Genomic DNA, 18,708 nt, shown 5'->3' with positions numbered 1-18,708 from the left:
CGGTCCTACACGTCGCCGCTACTCCCCCTCCCCGGCTTCAGGATATGACTGTCCCATCGGCGACAGTCACCCCCGGGGAGGAACGCACATGAGCGAGGAGGGGCCTCGGTCAAAGGGAGACGCGGGCAACGGCGCCCCGGAGGAGGACGCCACGGTGGTGCGTTCCCTGGCCTCCCCGCCAGCGCAGACGCCCCTGTACGCGGATGCACTGGGGGAGGCCGCCACCCAGGTCCGCAGCATCGCCACGCCGTTCTTCCCCTCCGACCCCTCCACCTCCGAGCCACGACGGAGCGGCTCCATCTCGACGGCGCCGGGACAGACGCTGGCCGGCCGCTACACCGTGCTCAACCGGCTCGGCCAGGGCGGGATGGGCGAGGTGGTGGCCGCCTATGACTCGCGGCTCGACCGGCGGGTGGCCCTCAAGCTGCTGCGCCGCGATTGGGACCCCGGCCTGTCCCAGCATGACCTGGAGACGCGCATGTTGCGCGAAGCCCAGGCCATGGCGCGCCTCTCGCACCCCCACGTGGTGGCCATCTACGACGTGGGGACCCTCGAGGATGGCTCCATCTTCATCGCCATGGAGATGGTGGAGGGGCAGACGCTGCGGCGCTGGAGCGAGCAGGCCCCGCGCACCTGGCGGGAGACGCTGGACATGTACCTCGCCGCGGGGCGCGGGCTGGCGGCCGCGCACGAGGCGGGCCTCGTCCACCGCGACTTCAAGCCCGAGAACGTCCTGGTGGGCAAGGACGGGCGGGTACGGGTGACGGACTTCGGCCTGGCGCGTGCTGGCTCCGCCCCGGAGGTCCCCGCCTCGAACACGCCCCTGCCCCTGCCACCAGGCGCCCTGGACAGCCCCCTCACCCTGCAAGGCACGCTGCTGGGCACGCCCCGTTACATGGCTCCCGAGCTGCTGCGGGCCGGGTCGGCCGATGCGCGCAGCGACTTGTTCGCCTTCTGCGTGGCCCTCTACGAGGCCCTCTACCGGCAACACCCCTTCTCGGGCGCCACCCAGGCCGAGTCCACCGAGGCCCAGCTCGAGGGACGGGTGAAGCCCCCTCCCGCCAACACGGACGTGCCCGCGTGGGTGGCGGACACCCTGGTGCAGGGCCTGCGGGCGGACCCCTCTCAGCGCCCCGCGTCCATGCAGAAGCTGGTCGCGGCGCTGGAGGTGGATCTCGATGCGCGGCGGAGGGCGCGCAGGCGCGCGGTGGCCCTGACGGCCCTGGTGACGAGCCTGGCGGGGCTGACGCTCTGGAGCGTCTGGCAGAACGTGGAGCAGGAGCCAGGGTGCTCCAGCATGGAGCGCAGGCTCACGGGGACCTGGGACGGTGCGGTGAAGGCGCGGATGAAGCGAGCCTTCCTGGACACCCAACTGCCCTATGCGCAGGACACCTTCACGCGCGTGTCCTCGCTGCTGGACGGCTACGCGGGAACCTGGGTGCGGATGCGGACCGAGGCGTGCGAGGCCATGCAGGAGCCGGCGCCAGGGAACCTCGCCGTGCTGAAGGTGGACTGCCTGGAGCGGCGGCACGGCCAGCTCCGAGAGCTGACGGAGCTGTTCGCCCGTGCGCCCGACCGGGACAACCTGTCCAAGGCCGTGCAGGTGGTGCAGTCGCTGCCCTCGCTGAGCGCCTGCGCGGATACCAAGGCGCTGAGGGCCACGGTGCCGCTCCCGGAAGACCCCGCGGTGCGCGCCAAGGTGAAGGAGCTGGAGGTTCAGGTGGACCGGCTGGCCACGCTGCGGCTTGCGGGCCGGTACCGCGAGGCCCTGCCCCCCGGTGAGGAGCTGCTGCCGCGGGTGGAGCAGGTGGGCTACGGACCTCTGTTGGCGCAGACCCTGTACGAGGTCGCCTTCCTGAAGGACCTGCACGGGGATTACGCCGGCGCCGAGACCCTGGTGCGGCGGGCCATTTCCGTGGCCGCGAAGAGCAAGGATCTGGTGATGCTCGCCAAGGCCTGGGGGCTGCTCTTCCGGGAGGTGGGGTGGAGGCAGGCGCGCTACCAGGAGGCGGAGGGGCTGACGCTCGCCATGGAGTCGGCCATGGAAGTCGCTGATGACGACGAGACGCGCTCGGACGCGCTCAATGACCAGGCCATCGCGTTCCAGGAGATGGGCCGCTACGAGGAGGCCCGGAGCCTGTACGAGCGCGTGCTGGAGTTCCGGCGCAAGGTGTTGGGTGCCGAACATCCGAAGGTGATCGCCGCGCTCAACAACCTGGGAGTCGCGCTCGGAGCGCTGGGGAAGTACGAGGAGGCGAGGACCGCGTACGAGCAGGCCCTGGACCTCCGGCGCAAGACACTGGGGTCGGACAATCCGCTCGTCGCCAACTCCTACAGCAACCTGGGCACGGCGCTGGGGCAGCTCGGCAAGCACGACGAAGCCCTGGAGCTGTACGAGCGCGCGCTGGCCATCCGCAAGAACGCCCTGGGACTCGAGCACCCCGACGTGGCCACCTCGCTCAACAACTACGGAGTCGCACTGGATGAGCTGGGCCGGTACGAAGAGGCGCTCAAGCAACTCGAGAGTGCGCTGGCCATCCGGGAGAAGCTGCTGAAGCCGGAGCATCCCGACATCGCCAATACCCTCAACAACCTGGGCAGCACGCTCCGGGGGCTGGGCCGGTACGAGGATGCTCGGCGGCGGCTCGAGCGCGCGCTGGCCCTGCGTGAGAAGGTGCTGGGTGCGAATCATCCTGACGTGGCCAACACGCTCAATGAGCTGGGCCAGGTGCTGCGGTTGATGAAGAAGTACGAGGAGGCGAGGGCGCGGCATGTGCGCGCGCTGGCCATCCAGGAGAAGGCCCTGGAGCCCGAGCACCCCGATATCGCCCTGTCGCTCACCGGCCTGGGTAACGTGCTCCGGGACCTGGGGAAGGGCCAGGAGGCGCGGGCGCTGTACGAGCGGGCATTGGCCCTGCGCGAGAAGGCGCTGGGACCCAAGCACCCCTTGGTGGCGGAGTCGCGAGACACCCTGGCCCGGACGCGCACAGGAAGCACCGGCAAGAAGGAAGAGAGACCGGCCCTGGCGCTCCCCGTTCCCTGAGGGCGGGGAACTACACGGTGACGGCGAGGTGGGAGGCTGCATCGCGCAGCGTCACCACGTCGTAGTCGGACTTCAGCCAGCCAAAGAGGGTCCTCAACCGCTCGAGCTTGTGCGCGGCGGACACCCGGAGGTCCCTCTGCTGGCGCACCAGCTCGGGCGGGATGCCGTCCTGCGCGTCCAGCACGTCCGCCGCGTGCAGCTCGAGGTTGAAGAACGTGTCGCCCTGGAGTGAGCGGTATGCGGCCCGGACAGCCGGCATCGGCAGCGTGAGGGCGAAGGTGCCGATGAAGGGAAAGCGCACGCCAGGCGTCACCGCCATGGGCAGCTCCAGCACAGCACCCGAGCCCCGTTGGTAGGGCCGAGCCGGGTCTGGCCGATACGGTGTGCGGGGCGCGAGCAGCACCCGGGGCGAGTCCAGCACCGCCCGCGAGGGACGTCCCAGCAGGGCCAGCGTGCCCATCACCGCCGCCTTGGCCGTGTAGTACGGGACAGCGGGAAAGGTGGAGGAGCCGTAGCGATAGCCGCGCTCGACCGTCGCCTCGTACAAGGCCGCGTTGAGCGTATAGCCCGGAGCACGGAAGCCCACCGGACGCACACCCGTGGCCGCCTCGAGCACTTCGTCCGCTCGCCGCAGATCCTCGCGGATGCTCTCGGGCGAGCGCCGCGTCAGCGCGTAGTCATGCGAGAAGCTATGGCTCGCCACCTCGACGCCCGCCTGGTGCGCCGAGCGCAGGGCTTCCGCGGCTCCCGCGTCCGCCGCCACGTCCTCGCCGATGGCGAAGAACGTCCCCGGCACGCCCACCGTCTCCAGCAACTGCCTCAGCCGGGGCACCGCCGTGGTGTAGACGAGCCCCCGCGCCCGCGCGTCCAGCAACGACTCGGGCAGCCCGTGGATGCGGCAATAGTGCGGCAGCGAGTCCAGGTCGACGGAGATGGATGCGAGCCGCCGCGCCACTCCGCCTCCTCAGGTGCCGCGAATGCGGATGACGTAGACCAGCTTGCCCACGTTCTTCAGCACGTTGGGCACGCGCTTGAAGAGGTGGATGGAGGGCTGGCGCTTCTCGTGAAGCTTGATGGGGATTTCGACCACCCGCAGCCCCTCGCGCCAGGCGCGGATGACGAACTCGCTGGCGAACACGTCCATGTCCACCACGCACCGAGCCACCACCGGCAGCAGCGCCTCGCGCCGGAAGGCCTTCAGTCCGTGCGTGTCCGTGCCCTGGAAGCCCAGCATCACCCGTAACAGCTTGTTGTGCACCCGCGTGGCCACGCGCCGCACGAGGGGCCGCTGGTCACTCGCGCCCTTGGCCGCCTTCGAGCCCACCACCATGTCCGCCCCGCCCTTCTCCAGCACCGGCAGCGCGGTGTCGTAGAAGCTCAGATCGCACAGGTCGATCTCATCGCAGAAGACGAAAGTGCCCCGGGCCTTCTCGATGCCCGCCTTCAGCGCCACGCCATAGTTGGGCCGCTCCGAGTGGAACCAGCGCAGGCGCGGATTCTGTGCGCACAGCCCCTCCAGGATTTGGGGCGTGGAGTCGCGCGAGCCGTTCTCCGCGAAGATGATCTCGTAGTCCCAGCCGCGCTCTTCCAGGCCCTGGGAGAGCTCTGCCGCGGCGGAGGCGACAATGGACGCCTCGTTGTAGACCGGGATGACGATGGAGAGGTACGGGGCCATGGGCGACCGTGCGACCTAGCATGCCCCCGCGGGCCCCGTCGATGCTCAACTACCGCCGAGGTTCCATGGAAAAGTCGGGTCTAGCACCTTCGGTGCTACCGCGCGCAACATGAGCGTCACCGAGGCCGCCCGGGAGGGGGTCCCCTGCCCGCCTGCCCTGCCTCCAGGGGCGTTATCCCATGGAGCGTCTCCTTCTTTGCCGCCTGGAAAATGCCTCTGATAACCTTCGCCCGCCGCGGGAGCGCGGCCGCTCGCGACCGTCCAGCCCCCGCTGAAGGAAACCCATGAAAGTCTCCTGCCCGTCTTGCCAGACGAATTACAACATCGATGACAAGCGGATCCCACCGGGCGGCGCGAAGCTGAAGTGTGCCCGGTGCCAGAACACCTTTCCCATCAAGGCCGAAGAGCCGGTCAGCGCGCCCACTCCCGCTGCTATCCCGCTGCCCGGCCCCCCCGCGCCCCAGGCCGATCCCTACGCGGGCTACGACGACTTCCAGCGGCCTCCTGAGGCCGAGACCACGCGCGTCGTCGCCATGCCGGTGCCGAGCGCGGCCTACCGCGACAACTCGACAACGCCCACCGCCCCGCAGCAGGTCATCCCGCTGCCTGGCGCCGCCATGCCCTCCGCGGACTACTCCGGACAGGACTACGGCCAGGACACGTCCGCGGGCGGCGCCATCCCGCTGCCCGGCATGAGCGACCCGTACGCCAGCGACCCGTACGCCAGCGACCCGTACGCCAGCGGCGCTCCGCAGGGCGAGGCTGTGCCCCTGCCCGGCTCCTTCGACTCCAACCCGTACGGCGCGGATCCCTATGCCGCGGACCCCTACGCCGCCGCGCCCCAGGCGGACGCCATCGCCCTGCCGCCTCCGCCCGCGGGCAACCCGTACGGCTCGGATCCCTACGCCGCGGACCCCTACGCCGCGGACCCCTACGCCGCGGACCCGTACGCCGCCGCGCCCCAGGCAGACGCCATCGCCCTGCCGCCTCCGCCCTCCTCGGAGGAGCCCTACCCGTACGCCGCCACGCCCGCGGGCGCCATCGCCCTGCCGCCTCCGCCCGCCAGCGACCCGTACGCCGCCGCCGACGACTCGTTCCTGGCCTCGCACCAGCCGAACACGTCCGAGGTGGACACGTTCGCCCTTCCGCCTCCGCCCGAGAGCAACCCGTACGACGCCGCGCCGGGTGCCGATTCCGGTGCGGATGACCCGTTCGGTCTGCCTCCCGCCCAGGTGGAGCCCGAGGCCGATCCGTTCGGCCTGCCTCCCGCGCCGGCCGCGGATCCCTTCGCCGCCGGTTCCGGAGCGGACGAAGACCCGTTCGACCTGCCTCCCGCCCAGGTGGAGCCCGAGGAGGATCCGTTCGCCCCGCCTCCGCCGTCCGCGGATCCCTTCGCCGATGAGGATCCCTTCGCCCTGCCGCCCGCGCAGGGTGCGGAGGTGACGAGCGTCGACTTCTCGGAGCCCTCGCCCTCCACGGTGGACGTGGGCATGGACTTCTCGGAGCCCCCGCCCGCGGCGCCCATGGCGTCCGCTGAGGCCTCCATCCCCGACGCGCTCGAGTTCGATCCCTCCGCGCCCCTGCCCGGGGGTGATGACCTCGAGGCCGACCTCTCCGCGCCGCTGCCGCCGCTCACCAACCCGGGCACGGCCGATGGCCTGGAGATGCTGAGCTTCATCGACGACGCGGCCAAGGACAGCGGGGCCAACAAGGCCAGGTCCAACGTGCGTCGCTTCCACGTGCGCCGCCGCTCGGGCAAGGTCTTCGGCCCGTTCGAGGAGGGCGTCGTCGTCAAGATGCTCGAGGACGGCCAGCTCCTGGGCAACGAGGACGTCTCCAATGACGGAGACTCCTGGACGCCCATCGGCACGGTGCCCACCTTCGCCGCCGCCATCCAGAAGCTAATGGAGGGCCCGGGCACGCCCGCCGTCGCCGCGCCTCCCCAGCCCGCCACCGAGCCCGGCTCCAAGGCCAACCTGAACTCCGCCGCCAACATGGAGAAGCTGCAGCAGATGTATGGCGGCCGGATGGCGCCCGTCGCGGTGACGGACAGCACCACCAAAATGGAGATCATCCTCGGCAAGCTCAAGCAGCGCCTGCCGCTGGTCATCTCCGTCGCGGCGGCGCTGCTGGTGCTCATCGTGGGCTTCAGCTTCGGCGCCACGCGCTACGGGGTCTTCGGGTTGAAGAAGTTCCTCCCCTCCAAGGTCAAGCCGGGCACCTCGGAGCACGCGGACGTCGAGGCCGCGCGCAAGGCGATGCTCCAGGACTCCTTCCAGGGCTACAAGCAGGCCCAGACGCTCACGGAGAAGGTGCTGGCCGGGAGCGAGTACCCCGAGGTGCGCGCCATCTGGTGCCAGGCCGTCTTCCACCTGCAGCGCCGCTACTCGGGTGCCAACAGCTCCGACCTGTCGCGCTGCCGCTCCGAGGAGGAGGCCGCGAGCCTGGAGCTGCTGGGCGAGGAGAACGTCGAGTACACCAAGTACCAGGTGGGCAGCGCCCTCATCGCGGGGAACTCCAGCACGGCCGTCTCTCTGGCGAAGGGCGCCTGGAGCGCCAACCAGGGCGATGTGGAGCTGGGACTCCTGCTCGCCGAGGCGCAGGCGGCCCAGAAGAAGGACAGCGCCGAGGCCATCGACACCCTCAACAAGGTGCTGAAGGCGCAGCCGGACCTGGCCAGGGCCCACCACGCGCTGGGCAACGCCTACCAGGCCGGAGGCAAGGCGGATGAGGCCGCCAAGGCCTATGAGGCCGCGCTCAAGGCGGACGCCACCCACCTCAGCTCCTCGGTGGAGCTGGCCGCGGTGGAGCTGCTGCTGCGCAAGGACGCGCAGAAGGGGCTCGAGGCCGCCGAGCGTGCGCTCGACGAGAAGAGCCAGGCGCAGATGAGCCCGCCGGAGCTGTCGCGCGCCCGCACCTTCAAGGGCATCGCCCTCTTCCAGCTCGCCAGGCTCGAGGATGCCGAGAAGGAGCTGCGGGCGGCGCTGGAGAAGGACTCCAAGGCCCTCATCCTCAAGACCTATCTGGCGCGCGTGCTGCACGCCCAGCGCAAGTTCGAGGAGGCCCTGCCCTTCCACGAGGAGGTGGCCAAGGCCGAGGCGCAGAACCTCGAGGCCACGGATGGCTACATCAGCACCCTGGTGACGCTCGGGAAGTTCGAGGACGCGCGGAAGCGGGTGGAGGAGGCCGTCAAGCGCTTCAAGGACAACGCCCGCCTCGAGTACCTCTATGGCCGCATCGAGGAGCTGACCGACCACAACCCCTCCGCCGAGGAGCACTACACGCGCGCCCTCAAGGCGGATGAGAAGCTCATCGAGGCCCACGTCGCCCTGGGGCGCCTCCACCTGCGCCTGCGCCGCAACGACCAGGCGAAGGCTCACTTCGAGACGGCCTCCACCCTGGCCCCCGAGAACGCCTGGGTGCAGTTGAGCCTGGGTGAGCAGGCGCTCGCCGCGGAGGACACCACCACCGCCCAGGCGGCGTTCGAGCGCGCCGTCTCGCTCGATGCCAACCTCGCGGATGCCCACCTCGGGCTGTCCCGCCTGGCGCTGCTCGCGGGTGATTTGGAGAAGGCCCAGAAGGAGGCCGACACCGCGCTGTCGTTGGATCCGCACACGCTCCGCGGCGCCCGGATGCACCGCGGCCTGGTGCTGTGGCGCCAGGGCAAGCTGGACGACGCCATCGCCGAGCTGGAGCAGGCCAAGAAGGAGGATCCGCGCGCGGCGGGCCCGCCCATCACCCTGGCCGCCGTCCTGCTCGACAAGGGCAACGGCGCTCCAGAGGGCAAGGAGACCGAGGCCGCCAGCGCCTTCAAGACTGCCGAGCTCAACCTGATGGCGGCGCTCAAGAGCGAGCCCTCCAACGCCGAGGCCAACTTCTACATGGCCCGGGTGCTCAAGGCGCAGGTGGACGCCCAGGTGAAGGCGGCCAAGGCGAAGGCGGTCAAGGACAACGCGGATCCGGAGACGGTGCCTGGCGGCGACTACACCCTGGCCATCGAGAGCATGAGGACCGCGGTGGAGCGTGCTTCCAAGCGGACCGACTACCGCTACGCCTTCGGCGCCCTCTACCGGGACGCCAAGAAGCTGCCCGAGGCCATCGAGCAGTGGCAGGAGGCCGTGAAGCTCGACCCCAAGATGGCTGACGCCCACGAGGCCCTGGGTCAGGCCCACCTGGAGCGCAACGAGTTCGAGGAGGCCCTCACCGCCTTCCAGGCCGCGCTCAAGGTGGAGCCCAAGCGCACCCGGGTGTACGTCTCCATCGGCAACACGCACTTCAACGCCACGCGCTGGCGGGAGGCCATCCGCGCCTACGAGCAGGCCCTCAAGGCCGACCCGGCCCTGACGGAGGTCTTCTACAAGGTGGGCCGCTCCTGGAGCGAACAGAACCAGTACGGCAAGGCCATCGACTGGTACGTGAAGGCCACCAAGAGCGACAAGGTCGAGCCCGAGGCCTGGTACCACCTGGGCTACGCCTATAAGGAGAAGGGCAAGAAGAAGGAAGCCATCAAGTCCTTCCAGGAGTACCTGGGGCGCAAGCCGGACGCGGTGGACCGCAAGGAAGTCGAGGACGAAATCACCTTCCTCGAGTAGCCCCCCAGCCCCCCCGGGCGTCCGTTTCCGGGCGCCCGGGTGCTTCCTGCCTTGCCCGGCCCGCGCGGGGTGACTACAACCCCGGCTCGCCATGTTGGATCTCAAGTACGTCGCGCAGAACTTCGATGCGGTGGTCGCCCGGCTGCAGTCCCGTGGCGGCAGCCTGGACCTCGGCCCCTTCAAGAGCCTCGTGTCGGAACGGCGCGACCTCTATGTGGCCATGGAGTCACTCTCCGCGCGCCGCAACACGGCCAACGAGGAGATGAAGCGCAAGGCCAAGGAGGATCCGGCCGCGCTCGAGGCGCTGCGCGGGGAGATGCGCACCGTCTCCCAGACCATCAAGGAGAAGGAGGCTCGCCTCAAGGAGGTGGAGGAGGAGCTCAGCCGCATCCTGCTGGTCATCCCCAACATCCCCCACGAGTCCGTGCCCGTCGGCGGTGGCGCCGAGGACAACGTCCAGGTGCGCGTCTGGGGCGAGAAGCCCAACCTGCCCTTCACGCCCAAGCAGCACTTCGAGCTGGGCGAGAAGCTGGGGATGCTGGACTTCGAGCGCGCCGCCAAGGTGTCCGGCTCGCGCTTCGCCTTCTACAAGGGAGCGCTCGCCCGGCTGGAGCGAGCCCTGGTGAGCTTCATGATCGACGTGCACACCCCCAAGGGGTACGTCGAGATGCTGCCTCCCTACCTGGTGCTGCGCGAGACGATGATGGGCACCGGCCAGCTCCCCAAGTTCGAGGAGGACGCCTTCAAGACGGTGGGCGAGCCCGAGCGCTTCCTCATCCCCACCGCCGAGGTGCCCGTCACCAACTACCACGCGGATGAGATCCTCGATGGTGAGGTGCTGCCCCGGAAGTACTGCGCCTTCAGCCCGTGCTTCCGGGCCGAGGCAGGCTCGGCGGGCAAGGACACCCGCGGCCTCATCCGCCAGCACCAGTTCCACAAGGTGGAGCTGGTGAAGTTCGCCACCCCGGACACCAGCCTCGACGAGCTGGAGAAGATGACGGACGACGCCTGCGACATTCTCCGGCGCCTCGGACTGCACCACCGGGTGATGCTGCTGTGCACCGGAGACATGGGCTTCGGCGCTCGGAAGACCTACGACATCGAGGTCTGGCTGCCTGGCCAGGGGACGTACCGGGAGATCTCCTCCTGCTCGGACTGCGGCGACTTCCAGGCGCGCCGGGCCAAAATCCGCTACCGCGCCCAGAAGGGGGACAAGCCCCAGCTCCTCCACACGCTCAATGGCAGCGGCCTGGCCGTGGGGCGGACGACCATCGCCATCCTCGAGAACTACCAGCGCGAGGACGGAAGCATCGCCATTCCCGAGGCGTTGGTGCCCTACATGGGAGGCCTCAAGGAACTCCGGCCGTTGTCGTAGGACTCAACGTGCTGTCAGCTTCCGGGGCCCGATATCGTTGTTGCAATGGGCCCCGGATGATGTAGAAGGGCGGCCCACGCAGTTCGGTGGTCCGCGCGGCTTCAAGCAGTTGGAGGAGTGGCCGAGCGGCTGAAGGCAGCGGTCTTGAAAACCGCAGGTGGCGCAAGCTTCCCGTAGGTTCGAATCCTACCTCCTCCGATTTTGTTCTTGTCGTTTGCGGTTCTTTGACAGTAAAGGCTGTGGAGAGATGGCCGAGAGGCTGAAGGCACAGGTTTGCTAAACCTGCATACTCGAAAGGGTATCGAGGGTTCGAATCCCTCTCTCTCCGCCACTCATCTTGGTTGTGGAAGCGCGAAAGAAAGTAGTTGTGGTAGAGAGACGGTGGTTGTAGTAGAGCGGTGCAAGGAAACGGCAAGCTCCCTTAGCTCAGCTGGATAGAGCGTCGGACTACGAATCCGAAGGCCGGAGGTTCGAATCCTCCAGGGAGCGCCAACCTTTCCCCTCTCGTCTCTTCCCCTCATGAGTCTGGATGAAGCTTTCATGCAGCAGGCACTCGCGCTCGCGCGGGAAGCCGCTGGACTCGGGGAAGTTCCTGTCGGTGCTGTGGCCGTTCACGATGGCAAGGTCATCGGGGTCGGCTTCAATCGTCGGGAAATCGACCGCAACCCTCTCGCCCATGCGGAGATCTTCGCGCTGGACGCAGCGGCCAAGGCGTTAGGAGCGTGGCGGCTCACGGGTGTCACCCTGTATGTGACGCTGGAGCCGTGCGCGATGTGCGCTGGAGCGCTGGTTCAGTCGAGGGTCACGCGGTTGGTCTTCGGAACGATGGATCCGAAAGCTGGCGCAGTAGGTTCGCTCTACAACCTCGCCGAGGAGCCCCGGCACAATCACCGGCTCCAAGTGATGAGTGGGATTCTGGCGGACGAGAGCCGCCAAATGCTGAAGGATTTCTTCGAGCGACTGCGCGAGAAGAAACGCGACAAGTGAATATTGGAGAGCTGGCCGAGTGGTCGAAGGCACCTGACTCGAAATCAGGCATACCGGGAACGGTATCGTAGGTTCGAATCCTACGCTCTCCGCTGAGTGTCTTATGGAGAGGTGGCCGAGCGGTTGAAGGCGCACGCCTGGAACGCGTGTATATCTGAAAGGGTATCGTGGGTTCGAATCCCACCCTCTCCGTAGTTGTTGTCGTAACAAAGAGCTTGTGGTCGGGACAACGTGGGGACGTGAACCCCGCCAGGTCCGGAAGGAAGCAACGGTAGCGCACCTCCGCGTGTGTCCCGGCCGTTCTTGTGAAGGAGCCGAGTCTTCTGAAAAGAGGACTCGGCTCCTTCTTTTTTTGCCCTTCAGTCCCGTGCGAGCACCGTCTCGCGGCCCACCCGGCCCACCACCCGGAAGCCCGCCGCCCGGAGCTCGGCGAGAGCACGGCCCTCGAAGGTGACGGCGCGGTTGAAGCGCGTGTCTCGCATGGCCTGCTGGAAGTTGGCGTCGTGGGGCCAGTCGCAGGTGGACCAGGGGATGTTCTTGCCGATGTAGAAGAAGCCCCCTGCACCCCACAGGCCCTCGTTGACGATGAGCAGCCCGCTGGCGCCGTCATCCCGGGTGGCCGCGACGATGGCGCGGAATTGATCTCCCCGCAGGTCCCCCGGTGGGAAGAAGTGTCCCGCCAGCAGCGCGGTGGCCAGAGCCATCGCCCCCAGTCCCCACCTCGAGCGGGCGGACTCACGTCCCAGCACGAGGGCAGCCAGCGCCGGAGCCGCGGCCATGACCAGGAGCACCAGCGCCGGATAGAGGAAGCGCTCCTCCTTATGCGCCGTGGCGGTGATGGCCACGAGGTAGACCCCCGCGCAGAAGAGCGGGAGTGGAACAGCGAACCGCCGGCGTATCGAGGACACGCCCTGGGGCACCACAGCCCAGAACCAGAGGGGCAGTCCCGAGAAGAAGGGCCACAGGTAGAAGACCGGCGGTGAGGCGCCGAACTGCCTCGCGGCCTGCCCGGAGAGCACGTTGAAGTCCACGTAGGCAAAGAAGGAGTGGAAGGGCTTGCCCCACGTCGCCCAATCGAGGGCGCCCAAGCCCAGCGCCACACCCAGTCCCCCGAGGCACGCGAAGGCGAGCACCCGCCAGCGTCGTCCCGCCGCCAGCCAGACGAGCGCCGCCAGGACCACCACCGCCGAGCCGTAGCGCGCCACCACTGCCAGTCCCAGTGCCAGTCCGCCTACCAGGCCCGCACGCACCGGGCGCTCGGTTCGATCCAACGCCTCCAGGGCCACCACCAGGAAGGCGGTGGAGAGGGACTCGCCCAGCGTGCGGCCCGCGAAGACGAGCACCGGCCCATAGAGGCCCATGGCGAGCAGGGCGAAGCGGCCCCCCGAAATTCCGGCACGACGCTCGGCGTAGCGGTACGCGGCCCACAACATCCACGCGTGCAGCGCCACCTGCGGCACAGCGAGCAGCGCCCGGTAGGCCACCGGGTGGGTGAGCCACAACACCTCCGCCAGCCGCAGCAACCACGCGGCCACTCCAGGCATGGCCCAGTTGCGCAGGCCCACGCGCCACTCCCAGGCCAATACTCCGTAGCCGTGAGCGCGGAACCAGGCCGGCTCGAGGAGCTGGTACACCTCGTCCGGGTGGATGCGCCCGAGCTGCGCCACCGCGATGAGCGCGGGCAACAGCCCCACCCCGCCCAGCAACACCCCGAGCGGCCACCATCGACGCACACCAGAGAGCGGCACCTCGGCAGTCGGGACGTCAGAAGGCGGAGGAGCGGAGGCGGGAGCGGGAACGGTCATGGGAGGAATGGCGTCGCGACTCTCTCTGTCCTCCCAAGGAAGCGCAAGGCGTGGAACTCGGCACGGCGGAGCACGACGCGGAGTGAAGCAGCGCCTGACCTCGGGCGTCTCATTTCTGGACTTCTGGGGAGAACTTCAAAAGTAGAGCGTCCAGTGCATGGAAGTCGTGCGCTGGAGTGTTCTCCGTGTTTAGATTCGCCGCCCCCATGAGCTACCTCGTCCTTGCCCGTAAATGGCGCCCTCAGACCTTCGACGACATGACCGGCCAGGAGCACGTGGTCCGGACAGTCGCCAACGCCATCAAGATGAACCGGGTGGCTCACGCCTACCTGTTCTGCGGCCCCCGCGGCGTGGGCAAGACGACCGCCGCCCGCCTGCTCGCCAAGGCCCTCAACTGTGAGAATGGGCCCACCCCCGAGCCGTGTGGCAAGTGCCAGGCGTGCACGGAGATCGCCGCGGGCACCTCGGTGGACGTGGCGGAGATCGACGGTGCCTCCAACAACGGCGTGGAGAACGTCCGGGAGATCCGCGAGAACGCCAAGTACCTGCCGCAGCGCGACCGGCACAAGATCTACATCATCGACGAGGTCCACATGCTCTCGGGAGCGGCGTTCAACGCGCTCCTGAAGACGCTGGAGGAGCCGCCCGGGCACGTGAAGTTCATCTTCGCGACCACCGAGGCGCACAAGCTCCCGGACACCATCCTCTCGCGCTGCCAGCGCCACAACTTCCGCCGCATCTCCGCCGCCGTGATGCTCCAGCGGCTCAAGTACATCTGCGAGCAGGAGAAGGTGGCCATCTCCGAGCGCGCGCTCTCCATGGTGGTGCGCCAGTCAGAGGGAGGCATGCGCGACGCGCTCAGCCTCCTGGATCAGATCTTCTCCGCGTGCGGCCCCGAGCCCAAGGATGAGGACGTCGCCGACGCGCTGGGCACCATCGATCGCACGGTGGTGCAGGACTTCGCCGACGCGCTGGTGCGCAAGGACGCCAGGCGCGTGCTCGAGCGCGTGGAGGAAGTCTTCAACCGCGGCACGGACCTCAAGCGGCTCACGGAGGAATTGGCGCTGCAACTGCGTCACCTCTTCGTCGCCAAGACGCTGGGCGAGGCCCCCGCGGAGCTCGCCGAGTCCGAGCGCAATGCGCTCACCGCGCTGGCCAAGGACGCGGATCCGGCGCAGATCTCCCGTCTCTTCGACGTGGTGCACGGGTGCGTCTGGGACGTGTCTCGCGCGGCCCATCCCCGGCTCGCGCTGGAGATGGCACTGCTCAAGGCCATCCAGCTCTCGCCGGTCGGCTCCATCCCGGAGCTGCTCGCCCGAGTGGATCGCCTCGCCGCCGGGCTCGGTCCCGAGGACGCTCGCAAAGTAGCTGCTGGGGCGCCCGGAGGTCGCTCCAGCTCCGCAAACTTTCGCTCCCACTGAGCGACCCTCAGAGCCCGCCCGAGCCCCTGCCCCACCACCTCGCGCGCCCGAGCCCGCCGCACCTCCCGTGGCGGCTGCGGCACCGTCGCGTCCGTGGGAGGCCCGTGCTCAGGCCCCGTCGGCGCCAGCGCCACGAGCCCCCACGCCCGCGCCTGTCCCCGAGCCCGCCAGGCCCGCCATGGCTCCGGCATCGTCTCCCTTTGGCATGTCCCAAGGGGGCCCCGCGCCCGTCACACGTGCGCCCGAGACTCCCGCTCCCGCGCAGCCTGTGGTGCGCGTGACGAACGTGCGCCTGCCTCCGCAGCCGCCGCAGCCCCCTCCTCCCGTCGACGACGAGCGCTACTTCCCCGAGGAGGGCTCCCCCGAGGGCTGTGCCTCCGGCGAGTGCCTGCCTGACGCGCCGCCCGTATCTCTCCCCGCCGAGCCGGAGCCAGAGGCCGAGTCCGTCCGGCCCTTCGACATCCACCACGCCCCGCGCGCCGCGGCCCCCATCATGGCCGCCTCCGGCCGCGACAATCCCCGGAAGCCGCTCCAGGACCGGTGGCGCGCAACGGTGGACACCGTGCGCGATGCCTCCGGCCGACATGCCAAGTCGCTCGCCTGCGGCCGCCTGCTGTGGATTCGCGAGGGTGAGGTGGCCATCGGCTACACGCCCAAGGACGGCTTCCACAAGACAACCGTGGCCGGGGCCGCTGGGCGCACCATCGTCGAGAAGGCGCTCTCCGAGCACTTCGGCCGCCCCACCAGGCTCGTGGTGCAGGACGCCTCCGAGAACGATACCGAGGGCCCTGGCGCGGGCATCATCAGCATCGCCCAGGAAGACGCCCAGGAGCGCGCCGCCTACGAGAAGAGCACCGAGGGCCGGGTCCGCAGCCATCCCGCGATCCGCGCCACCCTGAAGTTCCTGGGCGGCGAGATCGAACACATCCAGGTGTACGACCAGCCCGCGCGCCCGGTAGCCGCCCCGGCGAACGACCCCAGCGACGAGAGCCCCTGACAACCGGCTCGCCCGACGCTAGGGTGCGCGTTTCGCACCATGCCGAGCGGTCCGCGATGCCCGCTCGAGCGTTCTACGAGGAAGCACATGCCCGGCATCGACCTGAACTACTTCATCCGTCAGGCCAACAAGCTCACGGAGAAGATCGAGCAGCGCAAGAAGGAGCTGGCCGAAGAGACCGTCGAGGCCAAGGCCGGCGACGGCCGCGTCACCGTGGTCGCCAACTGCGTGCAGGAGATCAAGAGCATCAAGATCGACAAGTCGCTCGTCGACCCCAACGACCTGGGCATGCTCGAGGACCTGGTCACCGCCGGCGTCAACGCTGCCCTGGCGAGCAGCCGCGAGAAGATGCAGCGCGAGCTCGGTAAGATCTCCGGCGGCGTGAAGATCCCCGGCATTACTTGATAGCGAATGACTCCTGATCCGCTCAATCGGCTGGTCGCCCAGCTCGCGAAGCTCCCCGGCATCGGGGAGAAGACCGCGCAGCGGCTGGCCTTTCACATCCTGCGCGCCCCCGGTGAGTACGCCCAGGAGCTGTCCCAGGCCATCCGCGAGGTGAAGGAGAAGGTGCACCTGTGCGCCCGGTGTTTCTCCCTCACCGACTCGGAGCTGTGCGGCTTCTGCCGGGACGAACGGCGCGACGAGCGCGTGCTGTGCGTGGTGGAGACGTTCGCGGACCTGATGGCCCTCGAGCGCACCCGCGAGTTCAAGGGGCGCTACCACGTGCTGCACGGCGTGCTCTCGCCGCTGGACGGCGTGGGCCCCGAGCAGCTGCGCATCAAGGAGCTGCTCACGCGTCTGGGGGACGGTCATGTCGAGGAGATCATCCTCGCCACCAACCCGGACGTGGAGGGCGAGGCCACCGCGCTCTACCTCACGCGGCTGCTCAAGCCGATGGGCATCCGGGTGAGTCGCATCGCCCAGGGTCTGCCCATGGGTGGCGACCTTGAGTACGCCGACCAGGCCACGCTGGCGAAGGCGCTCAGCGCCCGGCGCGAGCTGTGAGACGCCCCGGCTACCGCGTCACGCGGTAGCCGAAGGGCAGCACCACCGTCACTTCCTTGTCCCGGTGCGCGGGGAAGCGCAGGCGCTCCACCTGCTTCTCCAGGCACTTGCCCACGGGCCGAGTCGCCAGCGCTCCCTGGGTGGCCGCGTCCGCCTTGCCCGAGGAGAAGATGGTGAAGCGCACCTGGACCTGGCCCTCGTCCGCGGGCAGGTCGCGCTTGTACTGCTCGAAGCACGACATGATGCGCGCTCGGTTGCGATTCACCACCCGCTGGATGTCCGCCGCCTCCAGGGACACGCGCTTCACCGTACGCGCCGACGTCTTCGAGGGAACGGGCTCGGCTGGTGCGGCGGGCGGGGCTTCGGCGGCCTCTGGTGCGGCGGCGAGTGCTGTCTGAGCAGGAGGCGGTACCTGGGCGGACGGCGAGGCCTCCGCGGCGGCACTCCCGGGAGACGTGGCCTCCGGTGACGCGGGAGCGGGCTCCTTGGGAACCGGTGGGGGCAAGGGATTCGAGGGAGCGGCCTGGACCACGGGCTGCGGCGCTGGCTGCGGCACTGGCTCGGCGGGCGTCATCCTGACGTTACGACCCACCACGAACGCTCCACCCGCCAGCAGCAGGCAGCTCGCCACGACGCCCAGGACGATTCCACGCCAGCGCGAAGGGCCAGCCATCGCGCTGTTCTTCCCGGGCCGCGAGGGACCGACGCCCTTCCGCGCCTCGGAGGAGACGGTGGGCATGGAGCCCGACATCCGCGAGGAGTCGACGGTCGTCGCAGGCACGGAGTAACCGGCCTGCTTCAGTGTCGTGATGGTGGGGATGCGCGTCTTCTCCGCGTAGCGCTCCTCGCCGAAGCTGTTGCGCAGGTACGCGGCCAGGTGGGCGCCCGTCGGCCGCTGGGGCTCCCTCGACAGGAGGTGCTCCAGGTCGTCCGCGAACTCCGCGGCGGTGGCGTAGCGCTCGTCGGGATCGTAGGCCATCGCCCGGAGCACCACCATCTCCAGCTCCGGGGACAGGTCGGGCCTCAACTCCCGAGGCGGCTGGAACTGCCCCTCCAACAGCGCGTTGAGCACCGCCAGATCGTTGTCCCGGGCGAAGGGCCGCACATGGGTGAGCGCCTCGTAGAGGCTCACGCCCAGCGCGAAGATGTCCGCGCGCCGGTCCACCGGGTTGCCCCGGGCCTGCTCCGGCGCCATGTAGATGTACTTGCCCTTCACCACGCCGGTGCGCGTCTGGGACTGGCGCGACTCGTACTTGGAGATGCCGAAGTCCAGCACCTTCACCTGGCCCTCGTACGTCACGTACAGATTCGAGGGCGAGATGTCGCGGTGGACGATGTTCAGCTTCCGGCCCGACTCGTCGGCGAAGTCGTGGGCGTAGTGCAGGCCCCGCGCCGCGTCCGCGAGCACGCGCAGCACCAGCGGCACCGGCATGTATTCACCCCGGAAGCTCGCCGTGCGCACCGTGGTGGAGAAGTCCTCCCCCGGGAGGTACTCCATGCAGATGTAGTAGCAGCCGTCGGTGAAGCCCAGGTCCTGGATCTGCACGATGTTGGGGTGGGACAGCTTCGCCGCCAGCCGGGCCTCGTCGCGGAACATGTCCACGAACTCGGGCAGGCCCGACAGGTTGGCGAGCATCCGCTTGATGACGACGTTGCGCTCGAAGCCGTCCGCGCCGAGCCGCTTGGCGAGGAAGATCTCCGCCATGCCGCCCTCGGCCAGCTTGCGCACCAGCACGTACTGGCCATAGGCCTGGAGCTGAGCGTCGGGGCTCCCTCCCGCTACCTTTCCAGCGTCAGGGGTCGTCATG

General features: G+C 69.0%; 12 protein-coding genes, 5 tRNA genes and 1 other RNA gene. 14 read left to right on the top strand and 4 right to left on the bottom strand.

Annotation, left to right across the window (positions count from 1 at the left end):
• Nucleotides 1-88 precede the first annotated feature (88 nt).
• The gene (locus OV287_RS13925) at nt 89-3,043 is read left to right on the top strand and encodes a serine/threonine-protein kinase (RefSeq protein WP_267534505.1); all 2,955 of its coding nucleotides are present in this window, start codon (nt 89-91) and stop codon (nt 3,041-3,043) included.
• 10 nt (nt 3,044-3,053) lie between these two features.
• Here OV287_RS13925 and OV287_RS13920 read toward each other — a convergent pair whose 3' ends face one another.
• Entirely contained in the window at nt 3,054-3,998 is a 945-nt protein-coding gene (locus OV287_RS13920; RefSeq protein WP_267534504.1) for a polysaccharide deacetylase family protein, read from the bottom strand.
• A gap of 9 nt (nt 3,999-4,007) precedes the next feature.
• Nucleotides 4,008-4,718, bottom strand: coding sequence for a glycosyltransferase family 2 protein (locus OV287_RS13915; RefSeq protein ID WP_267534503.1), 711 nt, complete (start codon nt 4,716-4,718; stop codon nt 4,008-4,010).
• Nucleotides 4,719-5,002: 284 nt separating this feature from the next.
• On the opposite strand from OV287_RS13915, the gene OV287_RS13910 reads away from it, so the two are divergent.
• The 9 genes from OV287_RS13910 to ffs all read left to right on the top strand — a co-directional run bounded on the left by OV287_RS13910 (nt 5,003) and on the right by ffs (nt 11,979).
• Nucleotides 5,003-9,310, top strand: coding sequence for a tetratricopeptide repeat protein (locus tag OV287_RS13910; RefSeq protein WP_267534502.1), 4,308 nt, complete (start codon nt 5,003-5,005; stop codon nt 9,308-9,310).
• A gap of 91 nt (nt 9,311-9,401) precedes the next feature.
• Nucleotides 9,402-10,685 (top strand): serine--tRNA ligase, encoded by a 1,284-nt coding sequence (gene serS, locus OV287_RS13905; protein ID WP_267534501.1) that lies wholly within the window; start codon nt 9,402-9,404, stop codon nt 10,683-10,685.
• A 111-nt stretch (nt 10,686-10,796) separates the two neighbouring features.
• Nucleotides 10,797-10,883 (top strand) — tRNA-Ser (locus tag OV287_RS13900).
• A 43-nt stretch (nt 10,884-10,926) separates the two neighbouring features.
• Nucleotides 10,927-11,016: transfer RNA gene (locus OV287_RS13895), tRNA-Ser, on the top strand.
• Between the two features lie 84 nt (nt 11,017-11,100).
• Nucleotides 11,101-11,177: transfer RNA gene (locus OV287_RS13890), tRNA-Arg, on the top strand.
• Between the two features lie 27 nt (nt 11,178-11,204).
• Entirely contained in the window at nt 11,205-11,672 is a 468-nt protein-coding gene (gene tadA, locus OV287_RS13885; RefSeq protein WP_043399052.1) for a tRNA adenosine(34) deaminase TadA, read from the top strand.
• 5 nt (nt 11,673-11,677) lie between these two features.
• Nucleotides 11,678-11,764, top strand: a tRNA-Ser gene (locus OV287_RS13880).
• Between the two features lie 13 nt (nt 11,765-11,777).
• Nucleotides 11,778-11,864 (top strand) — tRNA-Ser (locus OV287_RS13875).
• A 22-nt stretch (nt 11,865-11,886) separates the two neighbouring features.
• Nucleotides 11,887-11,979: signal recognition particle sRNA small type (gene ffs, locus OV287_RS13870), an RNA gene on the top strand.
• A 52-nt stretch (nt 11,980-12,031) separates the two neighbouring features.
• Here the strand turns inward: ffs and OV287_RS13865 are convergent.
• Nucleotides 12,032-13,405: a glycosyltransferase family protein gene (locus OV287_RS13865; RefSeq protein ID WP_267534500.1), complete on the bottom strand. Its 1,374-nt coding sequence runs from the start codon at nt 13,403-13,405 to the stop codon at nt 12,032-12,034.
• Nucleotides 13,406-13,683: 278 nt separating this feature from the next.
• On the opposite strand from OV287_RS13865, the gene dnaX reads away from it, so the two are divergent.
• The 4 genes from dnaX to recR all read left to right on the top strand — a co-directional run bounded on the left by dnaX (nt 13,684) and on the right by recR (nt 16,900).
• Nucleotides 13,684-14,898, top strand: coding sequence for a DNA polymerase III subunit gamma/tau (dnaX, locus tag OV287_RS13860; RefSeq protein ID WP_267534499.1), 1,215 nt, complete (start codon nt 13,684-13,686; stop codon nt 14,896-14,898).
• A 178-nt stretch (nt 14,899-15,076) separates the two neighbouring features.
• A complete protein-coding gene (locus OV287_RS13855) occupies nt 15,077-15,895 on the top strand; it encodes a DNA polymerase III subunit gamma/tau (protein WP_267534498.1) in 819 nt (272 codons plus the stop codon).
• 87 nt (nt 15,896-15,982) lie between these two features.
• Nucleotides 15,983-16,300, top strand: coding sequence for a YbaB/EbfC family nucleoid-associated protein (locus tag OV287_RS13850; protein ID WP_043399057.1), 318 nt, complete (start codon nt 15,983-15,985; stop codon nt 16,298-16,300).
• A 6-nt stretch (nt 16,301-16,306) separates the two neighbouring features.
• Nucleotides 16,307-16,900, top strand: coding sequence for a recombination mediator RecR (gene recR / locus OV287_RS13845; RefSeq protein ID WP_267534497.1), 594 nt, complete (start codon nt 16,307-16,309; stop codon nt 16,898-16,900).
• 10 nt (nt 16,901-16,910) lie between these two features.
• Here the strand turns inward: recR and OV287_RS13840 are convergent, their stop codons facing one another.
• On the bottom strand, nt 16,911-18,707 hold the full coding sequence (locus OV287_RS13840) for a protein kinase domain-containing protein (protein WP_267534496.1): 1,797 nt from the start codon (nt 18,705-18,707) through the stop codon (nt 16,911-16,913).
• Nucleotide 18,708 lies beyond the last annotated feature (1 nt).

The organism is Archangium lansingense, from assembly GCF_026626635.1.
GTDB classification, from domain to species: Bacteria; Myxococcota; Myxococcia; order Myxococcales; family Myxococcaceae; genus Archangium; species Archangium lansingense.
Note: the sequence above shows the minus strand (reverse complement) of the source record. Positions and strands in the feature narration are given on the sequence as shown.

Excerpts from the sequence above, each read along its gene's own strand:
- OV287_RS13925 (WP_267534505.1), top strand. The coding sequence starts at position 89 with ATGAGCGAGGAGGGGCCTCGGTCAAAGGGAGACGCGGGCAACGGCGCC.
- OV287_RS13915 (WP_267534503.1), bottom strand. The coding sequence starts at position 4,718 with ATGGCCCCGTACCTCTCCATCGTCATCCCGGTCTACAACGAGGCGTCC.
- OV287_RS13910 (WP_267534502.1), top strand. The coding sequence starts at position 5,003 with ATGAAAGTCTCCTGCCCGTCTTGCCAGACGAATTACAACATCGATGAC.
- serS (WP_267534501.1), top strand. The coding sequence starts at position 9,402 with ATGTTGGATCTCAAGTACGTCGCGCAGAACTTCGATGCGGTGGTCGCC.
- tadA (WP_043399052.1), top strand. The coding sequence starts at position 11,205 with ATGAGTCTGGATGAAGCTTTCATGCAGCAGGCACTCGCGCTCGCGCGG.
- dnaX (WP_267534499.1), top strand. The coding sequence starts at position 13,684 with ATGAGCTACCTCGTCCTTGCCCGTAAATGGCGCCCTCAGACCTTCGAC.
- OV287_RS13855 (WP_267534498.1), top strand. The coding sequence starts at position 15,077 with ATGGCTCCGGCATCGTCTCCCTTTGGCATGTCCCAAGGGGGCCCCGCG.
- OV287_RS13850 (WP_043399057.1), top strand. The coding sequence starts at position 15,983 with ATGCCCGGCATCGACCTGAACTACTTCATCCGTCAGGCCAACAAGCTC.
- recR (WP_267534497.1), top strand. The coding sequence starts at position 16,307 with ATGACTCCTGATCCGCTCAATCGGCTGGTCGCCCAGCTCGCGAAGCTC.
- OV287_RS13840 (WP_267534496.1), bottom strand. The coding sequence starts at position 18,707 with ATGACGACCCCTGACGCTGGAAAGGTAGCGGGAGGGAGCCCCGACGCT.